Below are 25,430 nucleotides of genomic sequence, written 5' to 3'. Positions count from 1 at the left end.
AAGTTAGATACAGGTTGTATTTTTCGTTGTCGTTTTTTGTTATTCGTCACACTTGTTGTTTACCTGAAATGCATAAGATTGCTTACATTCAAAAACCTATAGATAAAAAAATAGCCCACAAACGTGGGCTATTCGACACTCTCTAAACTCGTGCGGTTATCTCAAAATCATACAGACTAGATTTATAGTAAACCGTTGAGTACTCGTATATTTTCTGCTCTTCATAGTAGTTCTGAGATTGGTTGATCAAGATGGGATCAAGCTCTCCAACATCTAAAAATTGCTGAACTGTCACATCAGGCAACGCCGGTAATAACTTTTGTTGCGTCTTGACCATCTCAATACCGTGACGACTCAAATATTCGAACTTTGATCCCTTGAGATCGTCTTTTGTTAGGTTGGGAAGTAGTACTCGTGGGATGTAGAACTCTTCAAATGAGACGACTTGGTCGTTAACTAGCCTTAAACGACGAGCAAAATTAACCGGCTCACCAGCAGAGATATTGAGTTTTTGAGCGACAAGCTCATCTGCAGGCTGCACCTCAAAGGCATCGACAATATTGGTCGCTTCCAGACCCGCACCTGCCGCCTCTTGCGCCAAACCAGACATAGATAAGAAGTCATGACGCAGCTTATTGGATTTAACAAAACTGCCTTTGCCCTTCTCTGAAAAGATATAACCGCCATCATTGAGCTGCTGCAACGCTTTACGCACCGTAACTCGGCTGACTTTCAACAGATCAACCAGCTGATTTTCAGAAGGTAGCTTACTGCCCGCAGGGTAAGTGCCTTTATCAATCTCGCGCTTTAACTCTCCCGCGACTTGAATGTACAGCGGCTGCAGATTTTTTTGCTCAAATAACTCAGTCATAATTCCATAAAAACTAAGGGGGTTCGGTTCATATTACTCAAGCTATCAAGGAATACCAAGCCTGCAAAGCGAGAGAAAACAATTTCTAACCAAAGAGATGAGGAGAAACAGAGGTGAATTGGAAGGGGCCAGAAAAGCAAAAAGCCGCTCATGAAGAGCGGCTTTTTTAAAGTGATGCTTGCAACATAAGTCTTCATAACGCGAACCAACTCTCAAAGAGTTAAAATACTATTTGCAACACAAGTTCGCATAAAACTGTATCGAAAGTCTGCAAATTTGAACAACAACTTAAGTTCAAGGTTGTAAAATTACCACACTCAAGTCAGCTGTTCGAAAAGCATAGTTGTAATATGTGTACCTATCTAATAAAAACAAATTATTAAAGTCGCTTGTGTTGGTGAACATACTGAGTTGCGAGATTGCATGAAAAAGGCTCTTTCCCTATATCGAAGAAAGAGCCTGATCCAAGAGCATAGTAGAAACTAAGTCCTTTAATACTTACTGTATAGTTTCATTTGACCTGTCTTATCAAAAGACACAACGTTAAAGTCTTTGTACTCCTGCCCCGGTCGTGCCATTCCCGGCGAATGCTGCGGCATACCGGGAGCGGCAAGTCCTGAAATATTTTCGGGTCTCTCCTCCAGCAAGCGCTTGATATCAGACTCAGGAACATGCCCTTCAATCATATACCCATCAATGACAGCTGTATGGCAGGACATAAGTTGATTAGGCATACCAAACTCTTGCTTGACATCACTCCAATCACGAGCAGGGTTAACATTAACTTCGTAGCCTTTCTTCTCCATAATTGCAGCCCATTCTTTACAGCAACCACACGTAGGAGATTTGTATAGCTCAATTACTGGCTTAGCAAGTACATTAAAACTAAAAAGTAGAGAGGAAAACGCAATAATTCTCAATTTGTTATTCATAATAATTACCTAACTAAGTTCTATTTTACATCAATGTTTATGATTTCATTACCATAGTTCAGCTCATAGACACCTTTCTCGGGGAGCCATTCAAATAGCTGAGTCTCGTAAGGCTCAACACGCAAAATTAAATGCTCACCAGCCAAAGAAGAAAGATCAATCGACATTGGCTCAAAAGTTTTATTGAACACTATCAATTGGCTCTTTGCACCATTCATTATTGAGAAAAAAAACTTTGAACCTTCAAAGTCTTCATAAATCCAATCTACTAATTGAAACGCACCAAGGTATTCCAAGTAATTCGCTAGATTTACCTTATCTTGGTGACTCAATACGTCACCTAGGAGCTTCATTGTGTTTTCATGCTTTAGGCTATATTCCAAGTCTGCAAGAGTGCTCCCCCTAACATTTCCGCCGACATTGCCCCCACCTTGTCCGTAAAGTCCATGACAAGCAATACATCCATATCCACCTACAGTACGAAAAGTGGATTCACCGACCGAAATTGAGTCTTCTGAAGCATAAGAGAATAAGCTCACACTAAACATACTCGCGAGTATGAATGAACGCTTTAGCATCATCAGATTCCTTTATTGCTTATAAGCTCACCTTTTTAATCATGCCAGCTTCTGCATGTCCTGGAATATTGCATGCAAATTCAACCTTGCTATCACCGTGAAAGTGCCAAATCAACTGCTTAGCTTTACCCGGTTGTACTGTAATTGCATTCCCAGAATCATGCATATGATGAGGCATCTTCTTCATCATTTCTCGGTGTTCAAGTTGCTCTTTCGCTGAGCCAATAGTGAATTCATGATCAATTTTGCCAACATTCATAACCACAAATTGAACTACATCATTAGGTTCAATTTGTACTTCTCTTTTGAACTTGATTGTCATGTCATCTGCCAGCAAGACATGGACCACTTTATCTGGCTTTGCACCTGTTGCTGGCATACCAACGTCAGACATCCCTTCCATAGACATCATTGAGTGATCCATTTTGCTATGGTCCATATCACCATGATTCATATTACCGTGATCCATCTTTGAATGATCCATTTTAGAGTGGTCTATTTCTGCCATTGCAGATGTTGCTGTAATCGAAAGAAGAGCGGCAAGTAGTGTTTTTTTCATGTTCATATTGTTTTCCTTAGTAATTCATTTATGAGTTTGACGGGCTAAGTTCATTCTTAGCCCGAAGGTGTTTTAGCCGTGTTTAAGTTCGTGTGTTTTCCAAAGCTTGAAAATCGCTGGAAGTACAAGGAGTGTTAATAAGAGAGCTGAGGCCATGCCACCAATCATTGGGGCAGCGATACGCTGCATTACCTCAGATCCAGTCCCCTCACCGTACATGATTGGGATCAAACCGATAATCACAGTAAGTACCGTCATCATTACCGGACGAACACGCAAGCCAGCACCTTCTTGAATCGAGTTACTTAAATCTTGTTCATTCAAGGATTTACTTTGCTCTTTGGCGTCCAGCTTTGTGTAATGCCATGATTGGTTGAGGTACACCAACATGATGACTCCAATCTCAACAGCAACCCCAGCTAGAGCAATAAAACCAACACCTACCGCGATTGAGAAGTTGTAACCGAGGTAATGCATGAGCCACAAACCACCAACCATCGCTAAAGGCAGAGTCAGCATGATAATCATCACCTCACCTACGCGTCGGAAGCTGAAATAAAGCAGTAGCATGATGATGGCAATTGTAATCGGCACAACGACACCCAAGCGTTCTTTCGCACGTTCCATGTATTCATATTGACCTGACCATGCAATTGAATAGCCTGCTGGCATATCAAGTTGCTCTGCAACTGCCTGTTTTGCCTCCTCAACGTAAGATCCTAGGTCTCGGCCATCAATATCAACAAACACCCAGCCATTTGGGCGAGCATTTTCTGTTTTAATCATTGGTGGTCCATCTTCATAGCGAATATCAGCGACATCAGCCAAAGCAATTCTAGCCCCACTAGGTGTAACCAATGGCAATTGCTGAAGCTTAACGACTGAATCACGATAATCTTGTGGATAGCGGACATTAATTGGGTAACGCTCGAGACCTTCAATGGTTTCTCCAACATTCATACCCCCGACTGCGGTAGAAACAACTTGTTGTATCTCTTTGATGTTAAGACCGTATCGAGCTGCTGCTGGTCGATTGATATCAATAGTGACATAACGACCACCGGCAACACGCTCTGCATATACAGATGCAGTGCCTGCAATATTGTTAAGAATAGGTTCTAGTTGAGCACCTATTTTCTCAATTTCAGCTAAGTCACTCCCTGCGATCTTGATACCTATTGGAGTTTTGATACCCGTTGCTAACATGTCGATGCGTGTTTTTATAGGCATCACCCATGCGTTAGTTAAACCAGGAAATTGAATTAAGTCATCAAACTCTTTTCTTAGCGACTCAGTTGTCACACCCTCACGCCACTGATCTCGAGGTTTAAGCTGAATGACCGTTTCAATCATAGTTAAGGGAGCAGGGTCTGTTGCTGTGTCAGCACGACCGACTTTACCCCATGTTGTCTGCACTTCAGGTACGGTCTTAATTAGCTTGTTTGTTTGCTGAAGTAACTCTCGTGCTTTACCAATGGAAATACCTGGATAGGTGGTTGGCATGTACATCAAATCACCCTCATCAAGAGGAGGAATAAACTCACTACCTAGCTTCGTTGTTGGATAGTAAGCAGACCCCATGAGAGCAATAGCCAATACAATCATACTTTTCGGGTATTTAAGACTGATATTCAGTAAGGGCTTATAAAGAGCAATTAATCCTTTATTAATAGGATTTTTGTTCTCTGGTAATATTTTTCCTCGAATAAGGTACCCCATGAGAACCGGTACCAACGTAATCGCAAGACCTGCCGCTGCCGCCATTGCATAAGTTTTAGTAAACGCAAGTGGTGAGAACATCTTGCCTTCTTGACCTTCCAATGCGAATACAGGGACAAAACTCAGCGTGATGATCAGTAGCGAGAAGAATAACGGTGCACCAACCTCCTGCGCCGCATCTCCAATAACTTGCCATCGGTTCTTGTCAGTCAATGGCGTCCGCTCAATGTGTTTATGTACGTTTTCTATCATAACGATAGCACCGTCTACCATTGCACCTATTGCGATCGCGATACCACCCAACGACATAATATTGGCGTTGATGCCTTGCCAGTGCATGACAATAAAGGCCCCTAGAATACCGACCGGAAGGCTCAATGCGATAACTAGCGAAGATCGTATATGGAATAGGAACAGCGCACATACAATAGCGACAACAATGAACTCTTCAGCGAGCTTTTTCCAAAGGTTCTCAACCGCTGCATTGATTAACGTAGATCGGTCGTAAGTAGCAACTATCTCAACCCCATCCGGCAAGCTACGCTGAAGTTCGCTTAGTTTATCCTTAACATCACTGATCACTTCGCTCGCGTTTTCTCCAAAACGCATAACAATTACGCCACCTACGGCTTCACCTTCACCATTTAACTCAGAGATTCCTCGTCTCATCTGAGGTCCGAGATCAATATCAGCCACATCACCTAATAATAGAGGAGCCCCCTTTTTACTTACTTTGAGAGGAAGCGCTTTAATGTCATCAATACTAGACAGGTAACCAGTTGTTCGTACCATATGTTCAGCTTCTGCAACTTCTACTACAGATGCTCCACTTTCTTGGTTACCATTTTGAATAGCCATATTGACCTGTTGTAAGGTAAGGTCATATGCACGTAATTTAGCCGGATCAATTTGTACTTGGTACTGTTTAACCATACCGCCAACAGTCGCAACTTCAGACACTCCATCAACAGTTTGTAGCTCATATTTCAAGAACCAATCTTGTAAGCTGCGAAGTTCTGCAAGGTCGTGCTTTCCAGTTTTATCTTGCAATACATAATTATAAATCCAGCCCACACCTGTCGCATCTGGACCAAGGGTTGGCTTGGCGCTTGGAGGAAGGTTTGGCGCTACTTGACTCAAGTACTCAAGTACTCGCGAGCGAGCCCAGTACATATCTGTATCATCATTAAAAATGATATACACATAAGAATCACCAAAGAACGAATATCCACGAACAGTTTCAGCACCAGGAACGGCAAGCATTGCCGTTGTCAGCGGATACGTGACTTGGTCTTCCACCACTTGGGGTGCCTGACCCGGGTAACTTGTTTTTATGATCACTTGTACATCTGATAGATCAGGGAGAGCGTCAACTGGTGTATTTTTTACGCTATATAATCCACCAAAGACTAGAGCAAAAGTCGCTACCAATACCAAAAAGCGATTATTGATAGACCATCGGATGATTGCACCTATCATTGCTTATCCTCTCTTTTAACTAACTCTTTGAGAAGATAATCAGAGCCTTGTTTCTCCACTAGAAACCGAACTTTGTCACCCTCCTGAAAACTTGAGAGTTCTATGTCGCCACCTACTGAAAAGTTGAGCTCACCAGCGTCCCATGACCAATCAGCCACAGGAACATGATTTAGAGTCACCATACCAAAATCCGCCATCAACATAGAAACATCACCGTCTATCCATATTTCCGTATTTATGCTCAGCTCAGTTACTTTGTAATCAACGATTTCATATTGACCCGATTCAGATTTTTTCATCTCAAAGTCAATCGTTTGACCCTTTGAAAGTGGTTCCATTTCAACGTGCTCTGACACTATGAAATTCATGGTCATTCCTGGCCATTCCCATTCAGGAACAGGCTTATGATTAATAGTTAGCATTCTATGTCCAACCATTGCATCAGTAATTTCACCTGTTGCCCACGCCGTTTCATCAATTGATTCGAGGCCATTGATTCTTGATAGATCGGCAGATTGGCTTGATTCAGAGTCCAACATAAAGTGTGCTGAAGTAACAACTCGCTCTCCTTGTCGTAATCCCTTTAGAACCTCAATCTTGTCAGCGGCTTCACGACCAACTTCGATTCGAGCAGAACGGTATTTTCCATCACCTTCAGCAAGTACTACTCGAGTCATACCACCAGATCGAATGACCGACGATCGAGGGATAGTTAACACTTCATCATTTGATACTGGCTTCAGAGCGACATTTGCAAACATATTTGGCTTAAGTTCGCCTTGTGGATTATCAAATCTAAGGCGAACACGCAATGTACGCGTACTAGAATCAAGGATGGGATAGACGTAATCCACTTCACCATTCCATTCGCCACCTGGTAATGCATCCAATGTCATAGATGCTTGACTACCTTGTTTGATCCAATGGGATTGACGTTCAAAGACCTCTGCATCAACCCATACTTGATTCAAAGGGCCTGCGCTAATCACCGCTTGAGCTGGAGAAAGGTAGCCACCTTCGCGAATATTGAGGCTTGCAATAACACCGTCTGCCGGTGCTTTAATTTCAATGGTTTGTGAGGCTTTACCTATACGTACAATTGATTCAATTTGACTACGATCAACCCCCAAAGAAATCAAACGATCGGTTGCACCTTGTATCATGCCTTTACGCTTAGTTTTGTAGGCACTGATCAGTTCTTCTTGCGCTTTTACAAGCTCAGGTGAATACAAATCAAACAACGTGTCACCTTGATTAACTTTTTCACCAACAGCATTGATATAAAGCTTTTCAACCCACCCAGAGACACGAACATTGGTCTGCCAAAGTTGACTCTCATCAAAGGCGACATAGCCGACAGTTTCGATGCGTGGTGCAAGCGCTTCTTGTTGCACAGTGCCCGTTTTAACGCCAAGGTTATTTTCAACAGCAGGATCTATTTTCACTGTTCCCGGCTTGTCGTTACTACCATTAAGGTCATCAGCATAAACAGGAATAAGATCCATCCCCATAGGCGACTTTCCTGGCTTATCTCGTTGATAATTTGGGTCCATGGGTGCAACCCAATACAGTGGTTCATCACTTGATTTAGACTCAGAAGCTGTCATTCCAGTCATGTTGTGGTTCATGTCTGAAAGGTAAATATTCGCTCCATAACCCAGTGCGCCACCTATTAGTAGCGCTAGGCTTGCAACTTTAAATGTACTCATCTTGATTCCTTTATTATTGTTCTTTGTACTGAGTATTTGGCGCAGAAATTTGATACGCGAAACCACCAAGTAACATGGATAACTTGCTATTGATCTGGTTCATATCGGTTATTAGACGAGCAAGTTCCATTTGAAGAGCCAAGTCATCCGTTGACGCAATAATTACATCGCCAAACGGAGCGGTATTATTCTGATAACCGCGCTCAACCGCTTCGATACGTGCTTTGGATTGAGGAATGAACCGGCTTTGATAGCGCTCAATACGCTCAGCAAGATTCTCTCTATCAGTTGTTAAGGCAACGACTTGGGAATTCATCTGCGCAAGCAATGTATCTTTTTGATATTGAGCCGCGCCCACTTGATATTGAGCGGCCGCTACATTTTTATCTTGGCGGCTGTCAGTAAACAGAGGGATATCCATAGTAAGATAGGCACTCAGCAAATCTGAAGTTGGCTCACCCTTCATGTTGTCAGCTTGACGATAGGCGTACATCACTTCGACACCGAATTGTGGTGTATAAGATTGCTCTGCAACCTCAACTTGAGTGCGATTGGCAGAGATATTAGCATCAGCCATTTGTACCATGGGGTTTTGATTAAGAAGCGAGTAGTACTGGGTATCACTGGTTTGCTGATCCAGAAGCGTATTCAAACGCGACCAGTCTAGTTGATAACCAACCTGATTCGAATCAATAGCACGACGATGCAACCACTCTGAGCCCAACCATTCTGATAGCTGGGCAACCACTCGATTTTGCATTTGTTGATTCGATTGCAGCTTTTCGTCAAGCTTATTAACTTGAAGTTGGGTGTTAAGCAGATCTTGCGCTTCGCTCTTACCGATTGAGTAATTGGTTTGAATATACTGTTCCATCTCTACCATGAGACGTTGATTAGATTCAATCAACGTTTCTGCGTGTTGAAGGTAGCCCAGTTCCAACCATAGTTGAGTAATACTATTCGCCACTTCACGCTCACGAACCTGAACCTGATACGCAATACCATCGGCCTGTTGATTCGCTTTGCGTTGGTTAAGATCTAGCGTTGCTCCACGTTCAAACTGCTGCATTAGTCCAACAGAGATATTCGTCATGGGATCTTCGTCAAACTTAAATGAATCGACGGGTAACCCCCCAAAACCCACCTTGAGTTTTGGATCCATGAGAGTAGCGCTTGCAACGCCCATTTCACGCACAGCCTGTGATTGCGCAGCATATTGAGAACGACTCGTATCATTTTCTAGAGCCACTTCAATTAGTGCATTCAGCTGGTGCGTCGAAGTAGCGATAGTTTGAGGAGTCACGTTCGACTTCGTATGTGACAGGGCAGGCATTGCATAAAGTGCAATTGCAACCCCAAGGCTCAAGGTTCTAAGAACCCTTGAACCATTTGATTCAATATTCATTGTTGTTTATCCACGTAAAACGATATGGACATACCTCAACCTCTGCCTTCCAGCAGAAATAATTGAGAGCTAAATAGTTAGAATAGTTGAATTAAACAGAGGGTGGACGCAGTAAACTCTGAATGCGAGTTACTGTAACGCCTATTTTTATTGGGTGGCGCAGAGCTAAATCAGGTTCAGATATATTGATTAAGCGAGAAGATGAGAGTGGGAAGAATACGCTAGAACAAACGCTTTTACAGCAATCACCACCAAATACAGATGAGCTACCACAATGAGTAGAACTTTCACTCTCTGCCACTTCCATCGGTTGGCAGCCTATCATCGCATGATGACTTGCTGTTGTCTCAGTCATTCCCATCGAGTCATGATGAGAAAGTTTAGGTTGAAGTGAAGAAGAGGTCGATATTGGACTCATGTCCATCATTGACATACTCGAGACATAGCTAGACATCAACATTGCTAAGATGCTGATAATCATAATACTTGTCTGTCTCAGAGAGTTTATCATATCGTACCTTTTACTTTGCATTCATAATACAGTATAGAAACTGTTGGGCAATAGTGTTCTTTAAAATTTGTTGGAATTAAGAGTTGTTAAAAATAAAGACGAACTCAGTTCGCTCATCCTTCGCGTTCACCAAGATATCCCCGCTATGCGCTTTCATAATCGCTTTAGCTATCGGTAACCCCAATCCAGCGCCAACACTTCCGTTATGGACACGCGACTTATCGGAACGATAAAACCGTTCAAATATATATGGCAAAGAACTCAAAGGAATAGGCTCACCGGTATTGCTAATTGTCACCTTGTTGCTCGTTTCTGATTCGGAGATTACTACCGATATATCCGTATTATGAAAGCAATGCCTTAACGCATTAGACAACACATTGCCAAATGCTCGTTGAAGCATATCTTTGTCACCGAACAGAGTCGACGAACCATCTAGAGTAAATCGAACGTTTTTCTCTTCCGCCAATACCTCATAGTACTCAAGTAAGGGCGTGATAACCTCTTTCAACTCAAGCTCTGATTCGGTCTTATGCAAAAGTTTGTTCTCTGATTTAGCTAGGTACAGCGTATCCGAAATGGTCTTATTGAATCGTTCTAGTTCTTCGATATTCGATACTAAAATATCTTCGTACTCTTCAATGGAGCGCTCTGTACCAAGTGCCACTTGAGTCTGAGTCATGATATTGTTCAACGGTGTTCTTAACTCATGAGCAATATCGGATGAAAACTCACTCAACCTGAGGTAGCCTGTTTGCAACCTCTCTAACATTTCGTTTTGAGAAACAATTAAACTGCTTAGCTCCTTTGGAAGTGATTCACTTGGGATACGTATACTGAGATTGCTCGTATTCACTTGCTCAATATACTCCTTCAATGTTTTTAGAGGTAGCAGGCCATTTCTAACAATAATTAAAGCGTAAGCACCAGATAAACTTACAGTCAAAACCAATGTCCAAAATAGGATAGTATTTAACTTGTCGAAAAACAGCTTGTGGTGAGTCACATCTATTGCAAGAACAATAGCACCACCTTCTACCTCTGAATAATCAAACTTAAAAGCTTGGTAATGATTATTGCCTACACTCCATTCGTATGAGGAGCCCTCTATCAGTTCAGGTGGAAAGTCAATAGTTCCATTATTCGTTTGAACCACTTGTTTGTTGTTTAAGATCCAAGCCGAGATATCCCAAGAATGAAAAATATCTAAATCTCGCTCGATAGTGCCCATCAAAGGAAGGAGCTTTGTTTCTAGATGTTTATAATCTTGTTCATTAAAGTGATTCTTGATAGCGTGCTGAATCGTCAAAGCAAAAACGACTAAAACAACAAAAGAGGCAGTGACAAACATAAACACCAGTTTGCGAGCGATGGATTGTCTTAATAATTTTTTCATTCTACCGCGTCATCAAGTTTGTACCCCATACCACGGACAGTATGGATTAGTTTTTGCTTATAAGGCTTGTCGATTTTCGACCTCAGTCTCTTCACTGCTGCATCAATAACATTCGTATCACTATCAAAGTTCATATCCCAAACAGCCGATGCGATTTGTGTACGAGTCACAACTTGTCCTTTTTTCGAAAAGAAATATTCTAGTAAGGAGAACTCTTTCGCCGTCAACTGAATCGTATCACTTTGACGTGTAACTTTACGTTTGAGTAGATCAAAGCTCAAATCGGCAATATCTAAAGTGGATACCTCTCGGCTGGTACTAGCCTGATTACGCAATACGTTTTTTACTCTCGCAAGTAATTCTACAAATGCAAAAGGCTTAACAAGATAGTCATTCGCACCCAGTTCAAGCCCTTTAACTCGATCTTCAACTTCATCCTTTGCCGATAAAATAATTACTGGGATCGAAATGTCACTGCTTCGAAGTGTGTGTAATATCTGCCAACCATTCAATTTTGGAAGCATGATATCCAAGATGATGAGGTCGTAATCACCAGACGTAGCTAAGTATAATGCGTCGACGCCATCCTTTGACAAATCTACACTATAGCCCGACTCAATTAGCCCTTTCTTAAGATAAGCTCCTGCTTTTTCTTCGTCTTCGACCACTAGTAGTTTCATATAACATTAAACCTTTTTCAGATCTCAAATTTCTCTCACGGCTTGTGATTGTATGAGGATAATGAAATCTGCTGTTTCGTATTGTTATCATATACTAAAACATTTCTTTCTACAGAGGTCACCCCATTGCCTTCTTGCGATACACTTACGGTATTAAGCAATATTTCTGTTAATCTCCCAGTGTAATTTTGACCAATAAACACATCCAGTTTGTAGTACGAGCTCAATACATGTGTATCAATTAAGTTGGCTTGAGTCCCGCGACCTTGCACTGGATAGATAGTGAACTTTCGAACACCTTCATCCATAAGAATAGATTCGATTTCTTCGAGTCTATGCTCCTGAAATATTACTGATACTTTATCAATCATAATTCGCTCCTTAGCTCCTTAGCTCCTTAGCTCCTTAGCTCCTTAGCTCCTTAAGTAGTATAGAACTCTAAGAACATTGCCAGTTTAGTTATTACTATCTCGTTCCTGATAGTGGACATTAATGTGGATTTTGGCTACGTACTCAAGCTGCCCTTGACTGTTCAGCCTTTCTTGAACAGTTACGTACCCTCCATCTTTCAGATGAGTAGAATTTCGTCGGCTACCATTGGTTGTTACAGGAATAAGAGTCGTACTTAATTCTCTGCCACTCATCCCCTCAAACTCTGACAATTTTTTTGCCCCTAACATATATGCTCTTTGTTTTGAGCTAACCGCATCGATAGAAACAGTTTTATGGTCTACTCTGCTCACATAATTACCAGAGGAATGTAATGGCTGTGCAATTGATACTGAACTAACCAATAAACAAGTAACTGATAACAAAATCTTATTAAGAGTATTCATTCGTCTTTCCTTTCTCGTTGTTGACGAATTTAATTTAGCAGGTCAGGTCTGACTCTATTGGTATCCAATTATGACATTTTTGTCATAATTGGATGAGCCCTTCATTTTTATCGTTAATCCGCAATTCGAAATCGCCTAAAACTAATTTGTATTTTATATATGGAACCGTTAGTTAGCTGTGTCTATCAATCCAGGAGATCAAGGTTGGGGCTGGTAGGGCCGTTAGCCAATAGATACAGATCACGTAAATGCTGGGAGCTCAATTGGCCAAAAATATCAACAGTTCTTATAATTCGTCCTACACCTTTCAAAGCTTCAGCACTATGTTTGATGTTCATTAAAAAAAGAGCTACTTCAAAAGTAGCTCTTTACTTAATTGGAAGAATTGAAGTCCTTTCGCTAATCCTACATTTCCATGTTTAGACCTTATCCATCATTTTTCTGCAATCGTTAAGCATATTCTCCATACTCTTACCATCCATCATACTATTGGATTCCTGTTGACTGCTCATCTTAGATTGCTTCATGTGTGTCTGAACATCTTGATTTGTATAACTCTTGAGATGCTGCTCACTAGTACTAGTCGCAAACACTGGTGCAGCTATCAAACTACTAAGAATTACTGATACATATAACTTTTTCATAAAATCACCTAAACCCTTACTTATGCTTTGAACTCTGGATTGTTTTCAATCTTTGCCATCGATTGATCGTTAGTTTCTGAATCTTTCTTTTCACTCGGCATAATCATCTTCATCATTAAACCGTGCATAGCTAAACAGATGATTAACGGAACAATCGCACTACTCAGGTATGCCCAACTAAACACTTCTTGACTAGAAGTGAGAATAAACAATGGAATACCTACCATTAATAACGCACATAGAATCATCATCCATCCATGACCTTTGTGATGACCATTCTTGTGACAATCAGGCTTTTTGCTTTTCATTCTCTTGCTCTCCAAAGTTACTTGAACTCGTTTAACTTAGACTCAGTTTATCGCAGCACTTAGATCAGTAATGGGGAGGGGTTCATGACAATTTTGTCATCTTAGCCGTTCTTCTTACCCCAAAACCACCAGACGATAAATACGATTGCTGTAAGACCTAAAAAATTGACTAACATGGTACTACTCCTCATTGGTTGTAGGGGCTGAAGGTGGGGTATATAAGCGCAAGCGGTTCGCATTGGTTACGACGGTAACAGAGGACAGTGACATCGCTGCCCCAGCGATGATCGGACTTAATAGCCACCCTGTGAACGGAAACAGAAGCCCTGCAGCCACGGGAATACCTAAGCTGTTATAGATAAACGCCCCCCACAAGTTCTGCTTAATGTTCTTCATTGTGGCAGTACTGATCCCAATCACATCTGAGATACCGTGGAGTGAGCTGCGCATCAAGGTAATATCGGCACTTTCAATCGCGACATCCGTACCACTGCCAATAGCAAAGCCAACGTCTGATTGAGCAAGTGCTGGCGCATCATTGATACCATCACCGACCATGCCAACAACATGCCCTTTCGCTTGCAACTGCTTGATCCAGTGAAGCTTATCCTCAGGCATCAATTGCGCGTGATATTCATCAACATTCGCGAGTGATGCCACCGCTTTCGCTGTATTGTGGTTATCCCCCGTTAGCATCACGACATGGATGCCTTGCTGATGAAAACGATTTATCGCACTTCGAGCATCATCTCGAATCGGATCACTGATACCGAACAGCGCTTTCAGTTGATCGCCTATCGCAAAATACACCACTGTGTTAGCTTCTTGCTCCCACTGCAACGCATGCTCTGTTACCGATTCAACATTGACCTTAAACTGGTTCATCAGCTTGCGATTGCCAAGCAACACGCGTTGACTCGCATACTGAGCCTGAACACCAAGTCCGGTTAATGACTCGAAGTCTGACACTTCTAGTAGATTCGCTTCATCACTCACTTCACTTTGAGTAAATGCGATTAACGCTTTAGCTAGCGGGTGGTTAGACCCTTTCTCCAAAGCATTGACCAAAGGCAGAAGCTCTGAGTCCTCTGACAACAAGACAAAATTTGTTACTTCAGGTTTACCTTGAGTAATCGTGCCAGTTTTATCCAATACAACGACATCCAATTCACTGGCTCTTTGCAGTGCTTCACCATTTCGGATTAGCCCACCAAACTCGGCGGCCTTACCGACACCGATCATAGTAGAAATCGGCGTTGCGAGACCAAGTGCACATGGGCATGCGATGATCAACACCGAGGTTGCTGCCACAATCATATAAACTAAGGAAGGTTGAGGGCCAAAGTTATACCAAGCCAGCGCTGTCAGAATCGATAGAATCATCACAGTTGGTACAAACACTGAAGACACTTTATCGGCTAGATGGCTGATTGGTGGCTTTGAGTTTTGCGCGTTCGACACCATACTGATGATCTGAGCAAGAACAGTATCACTGCCCACTTTCTGTGCCTCAAAAACGAAACTTCCGTGGTCATTAATCGTCCCGGCAGACACTGAGCTGCCCACTTGTTTAACAACAGGAATTGGCTCTCCAGTGAGCATAGACTCATCAATGGTTGTCTCCCCCTCTGTAATCACACCATCAACAGGGACTTTTTCACCGGCTCTAACGCGAATCAAGTCGCGTGCGATAACTTGTTCAATCGGTATAGACATCTCTTTGCCGTCACGAATCACCATGGCAGTTTTGACTCTCAAATCAAGCAAACGCTTGATGGCCTGCGAAGTTCTGCCTCGCGCCTTTAACTCAAGCGCCTGTCCTAAATTGATTAAACCAATGATCATGGCAGTAGCTTCAAAGTAGAGATGCCTTGCACTTTCTGGAAGCCACTGCGGCCCGACTACGACCACCATTGAATAGAGCCAGGCGGTACCCGTTCCCAACGCTATCAACGTATCCATGTTCGCATTACGGCTCAGAAAGGTCTTCCAAGCTCCAGTAAAAAAGTGCTTGCCCGCACGGACTAAAATAAAAAATGTCACTAAACCTACGGCCAACCATAGCAACTGCTCAGATTGCGTATTAACATTCATTGGTCCGCCGAACAGACCGTATACCATCAACGGCACGCCGAGACCAAGACCAATAACGCTTTGTTTTACTTTAAAGCGATACTCCTCAGCTTCACGCTCTTCTTTTAGGTCGCTTGCTAACGCCTGATCGACAATTTCTTCTGCGTCATATCCTGCGCCTTGTATCGCCTCAATGAGTACGCTGGCAGGCTGACTTGAAACCACGGTCGCCGTACGATTCGCAAAGTTCACGTCAACAGAGTCGACTCCTGACACCGATCTAAGCGTACCTTCAATCGTATTGACACAACTTGCGCAAGTGACACCGATTAATGACAGCTCAATACTGACATCCACCGCCTGTGTTGTTTTCACTTTATTCGATTTAGTAACATCCGTAGTTTGTGGTTGTGTGCCATCAGTACTACCGCTATAGCCCTGTTCGACTAATACGCTTTCAATTTCATCGCCGTTCAAACTGCTATTCACCACCAATGTTTGCTTGTCTAAATCAACAACTACTTGAGCGGTAGCGTCCAGTTCAACTATTGCTTTAGTGATTTTACCTACACAGTGTTGACAAGTAACATTGGATACTGATGTACGATACTCTTGTTGCGTAGGTATTGAAGCCACATATCCTAACTTTGCAATGACTTCTATCGCGCTTTCCGGCATTAACGTGGTAATAAGCTCTGCTCTGTGTTTTGTCTCATTAATAGTGAAAGATACATCCGGGTCTCTTTCACGTAACTCATCTACAATTTTAGCGACACATCGGCCACAATTAATGCCGGAAAGTGCTAGAGAATACTGTGTGGTGTTCATGTTAGTTTTCCTCGGGTAATACTTGATGGTGTTTCTCGGACCAGTCTTCGATTAGGCAACACAATGCGTTGCCGTTGGGCTCCATATCCGGTTTTTCATCCCACTCTGTATAAGTCGCTTCCATCATCGCTAAATGTCGTTGGTATTCTTCGATCTTTTGCTTGGTTTCTACGATTTTATCAGTCAGCATTTGCCTCACAGCAGGGCAAGGAGTCTGCCCTTGCTCAGAGTAATCAATGATTTCTTGAATCTGACTAAGGCTAAAACCAATAGCTCTTGCATGAGAAATGAACTTCAGGCGATTAACCGCACTTTGCTGGTATATCTTGTAGCCATTGTTAGGATCTCTCTCTGCATAAAGAAGACCTTTTCGAGTGTAAAACCTGACTGTTTCAGCGGTCACACCCGCTACTCTCGCAATTTCAGTTGTCAACATAACCAACTCCTCTGAAGGTTTAATGCACATGAGACTTTGTTCGTTTTATGTTGCTAGCCAAAAATAAAGGCGACTAAAAATATAATCACAAACAACCCGATGAACAGTTTTAACAACAACTTAGGGTCACTGCTCCCACCATTTGGGGCTTTGTTACAACAACTCATAACTCTCTCCAATTCGTAATTAATGATGTATTAGTTGTAGCTTAAAACCTATGTGTTAGACATAGGTCAAGCATATTGAGAAAAAATCTAAGAGGAGTTTTATTGATGAGTGCAAGAGTTGTGGGACAACTAATATGATAATCGCACGAGTATTTTTTAACTGACGCGGGGACAAAGATAAATTTATTTCCGTATTAAAAATCACCCCCGATAAAATCGACCAACTAATAAAAAACCATCAAGCCTAAACATGATGGTTTTGATTATCTACTGCTTGTTCAGCAGGTAGGTTGCTTTCTTCCTGACCTATTCTTAGCTGCCTATTCGGCAGGACACATGATGATCGGAAATGCAGTACCGCCGGAAATTTTCTTAGCTGCCTATTCGGCAGGACACTGTAGAATATAGTCTTTAACTATCTCATTCTGTATGCTTAAAGTCACAATTCACCAAAATACCCTTTTTCTTCTTACTTCTGTAGCCCTTGTTTTTACTTCTCTAAAAAAGAGCTTTAGAAAAAAGGTAAAAAGCGTAACTCAGGTACCGTGCCTTTTCTTTCTTGATTGGTGGCTAAACCATAGCTATTAAAGTTTGCTGCAACGCGCTCATCGACAAACTCCTTTTGCACGAACAAAATATAATCTTGCGCTGAGGAGCCGCTAGAAACTGGGATTCGATGAAAACTCTCGATGACTCGCTCTTCATTAGTGGCTGGTAACGATGTTCCAGCGCCAGATAGTTCCACTCTCGCCATGCTACGTTTGATTCGGCGTTTCTTAGAGCCTAAAAAGCTTTTCCCAATCGTTTGATTACGGGTAAACCTTACCTCTAAAGCATTGGCTGGAACCTCACATACACTAGAGATCTCAAATAAACCTTCATTTACCATCACAGAGAAATAGGGCTGAAAAGAGAGCCCAACCATCATCTCTTTATCTTCGGCAACAAAGGCAATAGTTTGGCCGACTGTCGATTCATTCCAATCAGGAAAGCTCACACCAATCCTATTCATCGCTTGTCGGTTATTGACCATAAACAAGTGCACTTGAGATATACACCGCCCTGCCAATAATTCATGGTCGGCTTGTGCAGGCATGTAACGTATTAAGAAATAGTAACGCTTAGTCATATCTATCCCTTACTTCGCTTTGGAACAATTGAAGAGACCACCTTTAATCAAGACCGACATAATAAAGTGCACGTCATTTGGGATGGTCTGAGAAGCTATCATTGTCTCAATCCAATTCTCTGTATTTCTGACTAACTGGTAAAAGTCATTCCCATAGGAAACATGTCGCCTTGCTATAACGTACTCTCGGTCAGCTCCATACTCATTCACTCTTAAGGGCTTATCTGCATCTTCATGCCACCAATCGTCAATCGATTGCAACGCTGCACCAATTTTTTGACCATGAAATGCAACAGTTTCCTTTCCGTTTAATAGTTCGACAGTAGCTAACTGCTTGGTAGGAACACCATCTTCTCGATCATCCAAGAACTCTTGGCTTGGGTAAACCTCATCCCCCCAACCAACTCCAATTTTAGCTTTGACATCCATGTAGAAATATTCGGTCGGGTCAGATAGGGCTCGCATCAAATAGGCTGTGAGCTTTTCTAGGCATTCTGCTGAAGCTTTATCCCAATGACCATACCAAGAAAGCCTTGTTGCGTTTTCTACAATCAAGGTTTGTGAATCACTGGTGGCCACTTCTATCGACAATTTTCGACACTCTCTGTTTCTCCAAAGCCAAGTACCAAGCAGAATGTTCTTCGCGTATCTAAGAGCAAGTTCCTGATACCCATTGAGCTCTTGATATGTTTTCGCAAGTAACGAAAGTTTAGAGCGCGCTTCGTCATCACTACAGGTATCTGGAGTTAGAGAATTGGCTCGAATTCGAAGGGAGAATGCACAGTAGATATCATCGACACCAGGTTTTACATAACACTCTTCGATAAACTGTGGATTGGAGTAAGCTAAATCTTGTGGAGCAACATTCTTTTTTACGAACTTACCTCCTTTATAGGCTTCTGAATAACCACCTTTTGGCGCACGCAACCTAGTCCTATCAATGTCAAGGGGACACATCTCACCACTTTTAGATAGATAGTAGAAATATGCTTTGCCAGCAGAGAGTGATCGAACGTAGTTTAACTGAGTGCAAAGTTCCATAAACGATTAATCCCTATAGTTTTTTTATAAGAATAGTTTCGCTACTGCATTCTATCGACCAAAAGGCATGGTTTAAAAAGTGATCTCTTCCACTAGAACGTACTTCTATTGGATTCACCTTTTTAGCTAACCCTATGGCGTTCTCTGCATACGCGTGACAATCAGTGATCGAGTTGCACCGTTTAGTTGGACGTTCTAACAAATGGTAGCCAATAGAAACTGGCAAATTATCGGCATCTTTAGTCACTAAACGCTCTAGTTCATCAAAGCTACTCGGTTGGCTCTCACTTGGGTATAACCATCGCCCGTATGCGGGTAACCCCTTTATGACGTGGAAGAGCTCGCTCCTACTGGTAAACGTCTTAAGCCACTCAACCTGTGTCGAAAGCTGTGGTTGGTATAATGCCCCTCCGGCGAAAGCAACGGGAAGTGCCGTTTTAAGCGCGGACTTAAAATCTGAAATTCGGCTGTCGCTATGTACTCTGATAACTAAGTCTATTTCTAGGTCCGCCAATCGTTCACTACGAATGGTTGGTCGCTTAGCGTTCGAAACCGTTCGTGCTTTGGCGACAGAGTTGGGTTCGGTAAGCTTCGCTGTCGGTTGAATCTTCTCGCTTCGAACATAAAAAGAGAAACTCGAAAACTCAAACGGGGAATCACAATTAACTAGCTTATTAAACTCTCTTTGGTAATGGTGCATGAACCCCCAAATAGCCGCCAAAGAAGGAGCACCACACAGATATGGGCTACTCATTGCGACCGCATCTTGCACTCTCATTGATGACAAATAGATATACTGCTCACCCGTTACCTTATCTTCATTGCCATTTGGTTTACTGAGCTGTTCAAGTATCCATACGATTTGGGCTTTGATGACCTGCATTAGCTTAGGATGATAGGCAAACTTGGCGGCATACTTGTTATTCTGAAACGCGAGATGTAAGCAACGGTTAAACTCGCTAGCTAAAGAGCCCAAATCCGATTCTGGTTGGGTCAAAAAGGCTTGAGCCAAAGTGTCATCATGTTCCAATTGCTGTTGATTAGGGTCAACATCAACGATATCTCTTAATTCAATTAATGGAAGCATCCACAGGGCTATCTGCTTTCGCAATATCTTACTTCTAACCTTACGAGCGCTCTCCCTTTGCTTCTGTGTTTTTGATGGCTCTGAACCAATTAGATGATTTAACACCTGACAGATTTTAACGTTAGTTACCTGATGGTCATCAAAGTAGTGGCCACTCTTTTTGCGACTTTCAGTTAACGTCCCACCCTGCGCTGGTTTGACGTCTAACGGGTAGTTTAGGACTTTCATATGCCCACCTAAACTGCCACACAGATTCCCGATACTTGCCGAGTTTGGCAGCGATGAAGACACAAAGCTGAGCTTACTTTCTCGACTTCTCGATCTCACTTCTAATTCTCTTTGGATGGCATGACTGACCACTGGGGTCACCGAAACATAATCCCCCCCCCATGGAAACCGCAGTTGCTTGCTGTAAGTGCTGACACTGTCAGGAAAACTATTTTCAGGAAGTTGTTCTTCAATTGTATGTTTTAAGCGAGCAAGTGACTTAATGCCTAAACCAAATTCTTTGAGCAGCTCAACCCAAACAGAGGTTTCTTGCTGAACAAGTAAAAGAAGACACTCGGACTGTGATTGCCAGCGGAAAGGATTCAATAACCACAATGTATGGCGATACACTGCAGAATTATGCGCCCACCCTAAGCGTTGCTCTAATACTGCGCTTGAAATCAATGCCTCGGTTGTCAAAAGAGGCTGTGCAATTATTCGCTGATCTTTAACTCGGCAGTCTGGAAACTTGAGATTATGAGTGTGGAACCACTTAATTTCATCAAGGGATGCCTCTAGGCTCTCTGCGGCTTTTAAATGCCTTTTAGCACGGGCAACATCCAACCAATCCGAGCATCTATCTGATTGATGGCTTGAGCTGAGATTGAGCAAGATCGTTAACGCTTCTTTTTCACACCCTTTGACACAGACATCTTCCGTATAGGGCATGAACATCTTCTTTAGCGTAACCTGCTTTACCGCTTCGTCTTCAATTGCCAATAAGTCACTTAATTTCGTCATAATTACCACTCTGGCAAATACACATTTAAGCCATCACTTTCAGAGCTCATTCGAGTCAGCTTTGTCTCGATGACACTTCGTAAAGTAAACGCCGATTCATGACTCGCTATCTTTGTATGCATTCTCGGCCTAATAACGGCTTTGATCTCACCAAACTCATACAACCGATATACCTCATCTGTGGTGCAAGAGAGCAATGTAGAAGCTTCTAAGGGACTGAGCAGTACATCACCAATATTTCCTTTCACGCTTGAAGGTACTGCTGCCATCAGCTGTGTAAAGTAAGCTAACACCTGAGTAAGCACGATATTGTGACTCAACTGCCGACTAGGTAACTGGCGACAATCTTTAAGCAGAGCACCAAAAGCTTCATTGAAAAACACCTTTTTCCAATCTTTTACTCGAACAAGTTCTGCCTTCTCTTTCAAAACATCGAGGTCTTGCCACAGTGCCGCTGGCCAAGCGCAACAATATTCAATGAATGACTCAAAGCTAGGGTCATCGATATCACCATAACGATTTACATACCAAAGTAAAAAGCCATAGCGCTCGGATAACGTCATTTTCCCCGTTAACAATCCCAAGAGTTTTGAATCGCTTCCTGACAACCATTGAGCGACCAATACCTCAACCTCTTGCGCATCCTCTACTGGCGAGTTTCGGAGTTCATAACCGCATTCACACTGACTAATACTCTCGGTGCTTTGGTATTCAAGTCTCGACTTACACTCAGGACAGTGATGAACCAGTTTACAGCCATGGTGTTCACAAGCTTGGTGAGAGATAAATTGCCACTGCTGGCGAATGTAGGGAGCTTCGTCAATACACAGAGGACAAATAGGCGTGAAGCATTTGCGGAGAAAAGCATAAGGGTAGTCAGCACCAAATCTATGCACAGCTTTGTATTGCGGAGAGAATTGAGCTTTTGAATGTGATAGCGCTAGGCGAAGTACGCCAAAGTTATTGAGCTTTAATTGGTTCTCAAGGTGGATAAGAACCCGCACTCGCATTTGGCTTGTCGTTTGAGCGTGGTAGATATTGACGCGATTGAGCTCTAAGGGGAAAGCACCAGCAATCGCCTTATGCTGATCCATGGTGTCGAACCAGATATCTTCGGCAAAATGAGAAAATCGCTCGTAACCTTGCTCTTGCGATAAACGCAACAAGAAGCTTTCGAGCGATTCGTCAAGGTAAAATTGAATGTCCGTTTTCACATGCCACCACTAAAACTTAGAATTGCTAAGTTTTAGTATTGAAGATCTTTCGTATATTGCAACCATAATATTTATTTTGTGCTGTGATGATGCATTTCTGCCTAACTGATAGGGCTTTCTAAAAATTTCGTAACGAAATACTTTTTAGTTGAGCAATTTGATAAAAATGGACTCCCTCACTACTTTAGCAACGTTATCTATTCTATAGTTTTCATATGAATTAATCGAAACCACATAGAAGTCATTTGATATGGTCAAACTATCCTCAGTTAGCCCTAAAGTGTTGCTATTTCTTTTCATATTACTCACATCTTTAACATTCGGTGGTATATCACTCTATGTGCTTTCTAATCATAGTCAATCGACTGCCAAACAGTTACAAAAAGGCAACAGCAGTTTCGAGATTGAATCCGCTAAAATTTTTATGGAAAAGTATCTAGAGGTGGCGGAGGACCGCATTGTATTAGCCTCTCAACATCAAGGAGTGATTGACGCCGCATCACAATCGAACATAGAACGCCTTTCTTATCACCTAGAGCGCTTCAAAGGGCAAAACCAATCGATGCAATTTGCAGTCCGAGACCGTACAGGGAAATTATTGTTTGAAGATACTTTTCGCCACCCTGCAGCTAAACAAGAACAAGCAATCTTTTCTGCAATCGCAAATCAAAACGTGCATGAACGTATATTGTATCTTTTGCATGACGATACTAACCATATTTGCATAAAACTGTTTATGCCTTTGTATCAATCCGGTGAGTTTACTGGTGTTATATATGGGGAAACTGCCGTTGACTACGATGACTTTTTTGGATCATTTGTAACAAATAGGGAACGTTGGTATGAATTGAGCCAGACGGAGCCTCCAGTTGCTTCTCTAGTAGAGACAAACCGTAAACTTGAGCACAACCATCACTCATTTAGCTCACACGCAAGTAAATACAATGAAAAGGACTGGTTGCTAACTCAAACCCCCCTCGCTAGAGGCAACTTAGTGTTAACCCAAGGTATCAGTCGCTCTTTTCTTAAAGAACAACTATCAACTCTTAAAAGAGAACTATTGAATGGACTTTTGATCGTTCTAATCACTAGTTCTATTTTGGTCTTTTTACTGGGCCAAAAGCTATTTGTAAACCCCCATAAGGAGTTAGAAGGATCAAAGAAACTACTAGAAGAGTCTAACAAATTACTAGCAGAAAGAGAGCATGATAGCCACCTTCTTGCAACAGTAGTCAAAGCTGCAAGAGATGCCGTTGTTATTACTGATAAAGAAGGGCGTATTGAGTGGGTCAATAACGCTTTTGAGGTCATGACTGGGCATCAATTAGACTCGGTGAAAGGTTTGACGCCAGGTTCATTTCTTCAAGGTGAGGACACATGTAATGAAACAGCAAGCCGAATTGGCTCTGCACTGAAGAAAGGTAAACAAGTTAAAGCTGAAATTTTGAATTATACAATTGATAAAGTGCCTTATTGGGTGGATATTGACATCGTGCCTTTACGTAACGAAGACGGCGAGATTGCACATTTTATCGCGATTGAACGTGATGTTACTGACTTCAAAAAGCTTGAGCTTGAGCTTGAAGAGCAAGCGAGCAAAGCACATCAGGCCAATCAAGCGAAATCACTCTTTTTGGCAACGATGAGCCATGAAATTAGAACCCCTATGAATGGTTTACTTGGGCTCCTACAGATGCTTGTAGACGAATTAGAGCAAGAACAACAGAGAGAGGTTCTGAGATTAGCCCTAGGTTCAGGAGAACATTTGATTGCAATTCTAAATGATATTTTGGACCTAGCTAAAATAGAAAACGATAGCCTTGAGATTGATCAGCACGCATTTAAAATGTCTGAAATTATTAGTCCAGTATTAAACACTTACCAAACTTTGTGTTCGGAGAAAGGCCTTAAGTTCAATCTGACCGATCATTGCGATCCGTCGTTAACATACTACGGTGACTCTGTCCGAATCCGGCAAGTACTACTTAATTTGGCTGGAAACGCAATGAAGTTTACTGAAAGTGGTTCGATTGATATTGATATTAAACAATTAAGTCATTCTAAAATGGAGTTTGCTGTTCAGGACTCGGGTATTGGGATCCCTAATGATAGGTTGCAATCAATCTTTAATGAGTTTGAACAAGCTGATATATCAACAACGCGAAACTACGGTGGCACCGGGCTGGGGCTAGCAATTTGCCACAAGCTTGTAACATTGATGAATGGTCAAATCAGTGTGGAAAGTGAGCTTTCTAAAGGAAGTCGATTCAGTTTTGTCATTGACCTCCCTACAATTGCCCACTCGGATGAGAAGAATACAGAATCTCAGGTAGTAGACCTATCCCAATTTAAAGCCCTTGTTGCTGATGACAACAAGATGAACCGGATTATCGCCAAAGGTTTTTTAGATAAGTTGAACGTTGAATGTGTTACTTGTGGGGATGGGTTTGAGGCCTTGAGTCATCTGGAGTCAGGTAACTTCAACCTTGTAATCATTGATAATCACATGCCGAAAATAAGTGGTGTGGAAACGGTTAGGAGAATACGAGAAGCAGTTAAAGGTAACATTGTAGTCATGGGGTGGACTGCAGATATTATGCAAACGTCAACGCATGCTTTCTTAGAGGCTGGAGCGGACGAAGTATTAACTAAGCCTCTGATAAAAAAGGATCTCATAGAAGCACTTTCTCGACATATCAATCAGGTTAAAGCAATAGATAAAGCAAGCTAATTGTCTCTTGTAGCATATTGGTCACGTGCCAATAACAAGTTCAATCAAGTTATGGGGTATTACCACACTCGGTGAGCTTTCAGTTACAA

Annotated in this window: 21 protein-coding genes; 1 reads left to right on the top strand and 20 read right to left on the bottom strand. The window is 42.2% G+C overall.

Annotated elements, in window-relative coordinates; translation table 11 throughout:
• Window positions 1-142 precede the first annotated feature (142 nt).
• From KI743_RS21690 to KI743_RS21595, 20 genes are all read right to left on the bottom strand, one after another.
• On the bottom strand, window positions 143-871 hold the full coding sequence (locus KI743_RS21690; protein WP_285468131.1) for a GntR family transcriptional regulator: 729 nt from the start codon (window positions 869-871) through the stop codon (window positions 143-145).
• A 491-nt stretch (window positions 872-1,362) separates the two neighbouring features.
• Complete coding sequence (locus KI743_RS21685) at window positions 1,363-1,803, bottom strand: DUF411 domain-containing protein (RefSeq protein ID WP_285468130.1); 441 nt, start codon at window positions 1,801-1,803, stop codon at window positions 1,363-1,365.
• A 20-nt stretch (window positions 1,804-1,823) separates the two neighbouring features.
• Window positions 1,824-2,342, bottom strand: a complete 519-nt coding sequence (locus KI743_RS21680; RefSeq protein WP_152471211.1) for a hypothetical protein — start codon at window positions 2,340-2,342, stop codon at window positions 1,824-1,826.
• Between the two features lie 58 nt (window positions 2,343-2,400).
• Complete coding sequence (locus tag KI743_RS21675; protein WP_152471334.1) at window positions 2,401-2,940, bottom strand: cupredoxin family protein; 540 nt, start codon at window positions 2,938-2,940, stop codon at window positions 2,401-2,403.
• A 72-nt stretch (window positions 2,941-3,012) separates the two neighbouring features.
• Entirely contained in the window at window positions 3,013-6,138 is a 3,126-nt protein-coding gene (locus tag KI743_RS21670; protein WP_152471212.1) for an efflux RND transporter permease subunit, read from the bottom strand.
• Entirely contained in the window at window positions 6,135-7,847 is a 1,713-nt protein-coding gene (locus KI743_RS21665) for an efflux RND transporter periplasmic adaptor subunit (RefSeq protein ID WP_152471213.1), read from the bottom strand. The genes KI743_RS21670 and KI743_RS21665 overlap by 4 nt, the downstream gene beginning before the upstream one ends.
• Window positions 7,848-7,860: 13 nt before the next feature.
• Window positions 7,861-9,252, bottom strand: coding sequence for a TolC family protein (locus KI743_RS21660; protein ID WP_152471214.1), 1,392 nt, complete (start codon window positions 9,250-9,252; stop codon window positions 7,861-7,863).
• 91 nt (window positions 9,253-9,343) lie between these two features.
• Entirely contained in the window at window positions 9,344-9,733 is a 390-nt protein-coding gene (locus tag KI743_RS21655) for a hypothetical protein (protein ID WP_152471215.1), read from the bottom strand.
• A gap of 106 nt (window positions 9,734-9,839) precedes the next feature.
• Entirely contained in the window at window positions 9,840-11,159 is a 1,320-nt protein-coding gene (locus tag KI743_RS21650) for a heavy metal sensor histidine kinase (RefSeq protein ID WP_152471216.1), read from the bottom strand.
• Window positions 11,156-11,839, bottom strand: coding sequence for a heavy metal response regulator transcription factor (locus KI743_RS21645; protein WP_152471217.1), 684 nt, complete (start codon window positions 11,837-11,839; stop codon window positions 11,156-11,158). Before KI743_RS21645 ends, KI743_RS21650 begins: the two co-directional genes overlap by 4 nt.
• Before the next feature lie 35 nt (window positions 11,840-11,874).
• Complete coding sequence (locus tag KI743_RS21640) at window positions 11,875-12,210, bottom strand: P-II family nitrogen regulator (protein ID WP_152471218.1); 336 nt, start codon at window positions 12,208-12,210, stop codon at window positions 11,875-11,877.
• A gap of 84 nt (window positions 12,211-12,294) precedes the next feature.
• Complete coding sequence (locus tag KI743_RS21635; protein ID WP_152471219.1) at window positions 12,295-12,675, bottom strand: DUF3316 domain-containing protein; 381 nt, start codon at window positions 12,673-12,675, stop codon at window positions 12,295-12,297.
• Window positions 12,676-13,094: 419 nt separating this feature from the next.
• The gene (locus tag KI743_RS21630; RefSeq protein ID WP_152471220.1) at window positions 13,095-13,319 is read right to left on the bottom strand and encodes a hypothetical protein; all 225 of its coding nucleotides are present in this window, start codon (window positions 13,317-13,319) and stop codon (window positions 13,095-13,097) included.
• 20 nt (window positions 13,320-13,339) lie between these two features.
• Window positions 13,340-13,627, bottom strand: a complete 288-nt coding sequence (locus KI743_RS21625; RefSeq protein WP_152471221.1) for a hypothetical protein — start codon at window positions 13,625-13,627, stop codon at window positions 13,340-13,342.
• A gap of 180 nt (window positions 13,628-13,807) precedes the next feature.
• Window positions 13,808-16,528: a heavy metal translocating P-type ATPase gene (locus KI743_RS21620; protein WP_285468129.1), complete on the bottom strand. Its 2,721-nt coding sequence runs from the start codon at window positions 16,526-16,528 to the stop codon at window positions 13,808-13,810.
• Window position 16,529: 1 nt separating this feature from the next.
• Complete coding sequence (locus tag KI743_RS21615) at window positions 16,530-16,964, bottom strand: MerR family transcriptional regulator (RefSeq protein WP_253895671.1); 435 nt, start codon at window positions 16,962-16,964, stop codon at window positions 16,530-16,532.
• Between the two features lie 678 nt (window positions 16,965-17,642).
• Entirely contained in the window at window positions 17,643-18,260 is a 618-nt protein-coding gene (cas6f, locus tag KI743_RS21610; protein WP_152471224.1) for a type I-F CRISPR-associated endoribonuclease Cas6/Csy4, read from the bottom strand.
• Between the two features lie 9 nt (window positions 18,261-18,269).
• A complete protein-coding gene (csy3, locus tag KI743_RS21605; RefSeq protein ID WP_152471225.1) occupies window positions 18,270-19,301 on the bottom strand; it encodes a type I-F CRISPR-associated protein Csy3 in 1,032 nt (343 codons plus the stop codon).
• A gap of 13 nt (window positions 19,302-19,314) precedes the next feature.
• Window positions 19,315-21,396 (bottom strand): type I-F CRISPR-associated protein Csy2, encoded by a 2,082-nt coding sequence (locus tag KI743_RS21600; protein ID WP_285468128.1) that lies wholly within the window; start codon window positions 21,394-21,396, stop codon window positions 19,315-19,317.
• Between the two features lie 2 nt (window positions 21,397-21,398).
• Window positions 21,399-22,610 carry a TniQ family protein gene (locus KI743_RS21595; protein WP_152471226.1) on the bottom strand — a complete coding sequence of 404 codons (1,212 nt, stop codon included), beginning with the start codon at window positions 22,608-22,610 and terminating at the stop codon, window positions 21,399-21,401.
• A 250-nt stretch (window positions 22,611-22,860) separates the two neighbouring features.
• Here KI743_RS21595 and KI743_RS21590 point away from each other — a divergent pair, with 250 nt between their 5' ends.
• Window positions 22,861-25,341 (top strand): ATP-binding protein, encoded by a 2,481-nt coding sequence (locus KI743_RS21590; RefSeq protein ID WP_285468125.1) that lies wholly within the window; start codon window positions 22,861-22,863, stop codon window positions 25,339-25,341.
• The last annotated feature ends 89 nt before the right edge of the window (window positions 25,342-25,430 follow it).

This window comes from Vibrio sp. D420a, from assembly GCF_030248625.1.
Classification (GTDB): domain Bacteria; phylum Pseudomonadota; class Gammaproteobacteria; order Enterobacterales; family Vibrionaceae; genus Vibrio; species Vibrio fortis_A.
Note: the sequence above shows the minus strand (reverse complement) of the source record. Positions and strands in the feature narration are given on the sequence as shown.

Excerpts from the sequence above, each read along its gene's own strand:
- KI743_RS21690 (WP_285468131.1), bottom strand. The coding sequence starts at position 871 with ATGACTGAGTTATTTGAGCAAAAAAATCTGCAGCCGCTGTACATTCAA.
- KI743_RS21685 (WP_285468130.1), bottom strand. The coding sequence starts at position 1,803 with ATGAATAACAAATTGAGAATTATTGCGTTTTCCTCTCTACTTTTTAGT.
- KI743_RS21675 (WP_152471334.1), bottom strand. The coding sequence starts at position 2,940 with ATGAAAAAAACACTACTTGCCGCTCTTCTTTCGATTACAGCAACATCT.
- KI743_RS21670 (WP_152471212.1), bottom strand. The coding sequence starts at position 6,138 with ATGATAGGTGCAATCATCCGATGGTCTATCAATAATCGCTTTTTGGTA.
- KI743_RS21665 (WP_152471213.1), bottom strand. The coding sequence starts at position 7,847 with ATGAGTACATTTAAAGTTGCAAGCCTAGCGCTACTAATAGGTGGCGCA.
- KI743_RS21660 (WP_152471214.1), bottom strand. The coding sequence starts at position 9,252 with ATGAATATTGAATCAAATGGTTCAAGGGTTCTTAGAACCTTGAGCCTT.
- KI743_RS21655 (WP_152471215.1), bottom strand. The coding sequence starts at position 9,733 with ATGATTATCAGCATCTTAGCAATGTTGATGTCTAGCTATGTCTCGAGT.
- KI743_RS21650 (WP_152471216.1), bottom strand. The coding sequence starts at position 11,159 with ATGAAAAAATTATTAAGACAATCCATCGCTCGCAAACTGGTGTTTATG.
- KI743_RS21645 (WP_152471217.1), bottom strand. The coding sequence starts at position 11,839 with ATGAAACTACTAGTGGTCGAAGACGAAGAAAAAGCAGGAGCTTATCTT.
- KI743_RS21640 (WP_152471218.1), bottom strand. The coding sequence starts at position 12,210 with ATGATTGATAAAGTATCAGTAATATTTCAGGAGCATAGACTCGAAGAA.
- KI743_RS21635 (WP_152471219.1), bottom strand. The coding sequence starts at position 12,675 with ATGAATACTCTTAATAAGATTTTGTTATCAGTTACTTGTTTATTGGTT.
- KI743_RS21630 (WP_152471220.1), bottom strand. The coding sequence starts at position 13,319 with ATGAAAAAGTTATATGTATCAGTAATTCTTAGTAGTTTGATAGCTGCA.
- KI743_RS21625 (WP_152471221.1), bottom strand. The coding sequence starts at position 13,627 with ATGAAAAGCAAAAAGCCTGATTGTCACAAGAATGGTCATCACAAAGGT.
- KI743_RS21620 (WP_285468129.1), bottom strand. The coding sequence starts at position 16,528 with ATGAACACCACACAGTATTCTCTAGCACTTTCCGGCATTAATTGTGGC.
- KI743_RS21615 (WP_253895671.1), bottom strand. The coding sequence starts at position 16,964 with ATGTTGACAACTGAAATTGCGAGAGTAGCGGGTGTGACCGCTGAAACA.
- cas6f (WP_152471224.1), bottom strand. The coding sequence starts at position 18,260 with ATGACTAAGCGTTACTATTTCTTAATACGTTACATGCCTGCACAAGCC.
- csy3 (WP_152471225.1), bottom strand. The coding sequence starts at position 19,301 with ATGGAACTTTGCACTCAGTTAAACTACGTTCGATCACTCTCTGCTGGC.
- KI743_RS21600 (WP_285468128.1), bottom strand. The coding sequence starts at position 21,396 with ATGACGAAATTAAGTGACTTATTGGCAATTGAAGACGAAGCGGTAAAG.
- KI743_RS21590 (WP_285468125.1), top strand. The coding sequence starts at position 22,861 with ATGGTCAAACTATCCTCAGTTAGCCCTAAAGTGTTGCTATTTCTTTTC.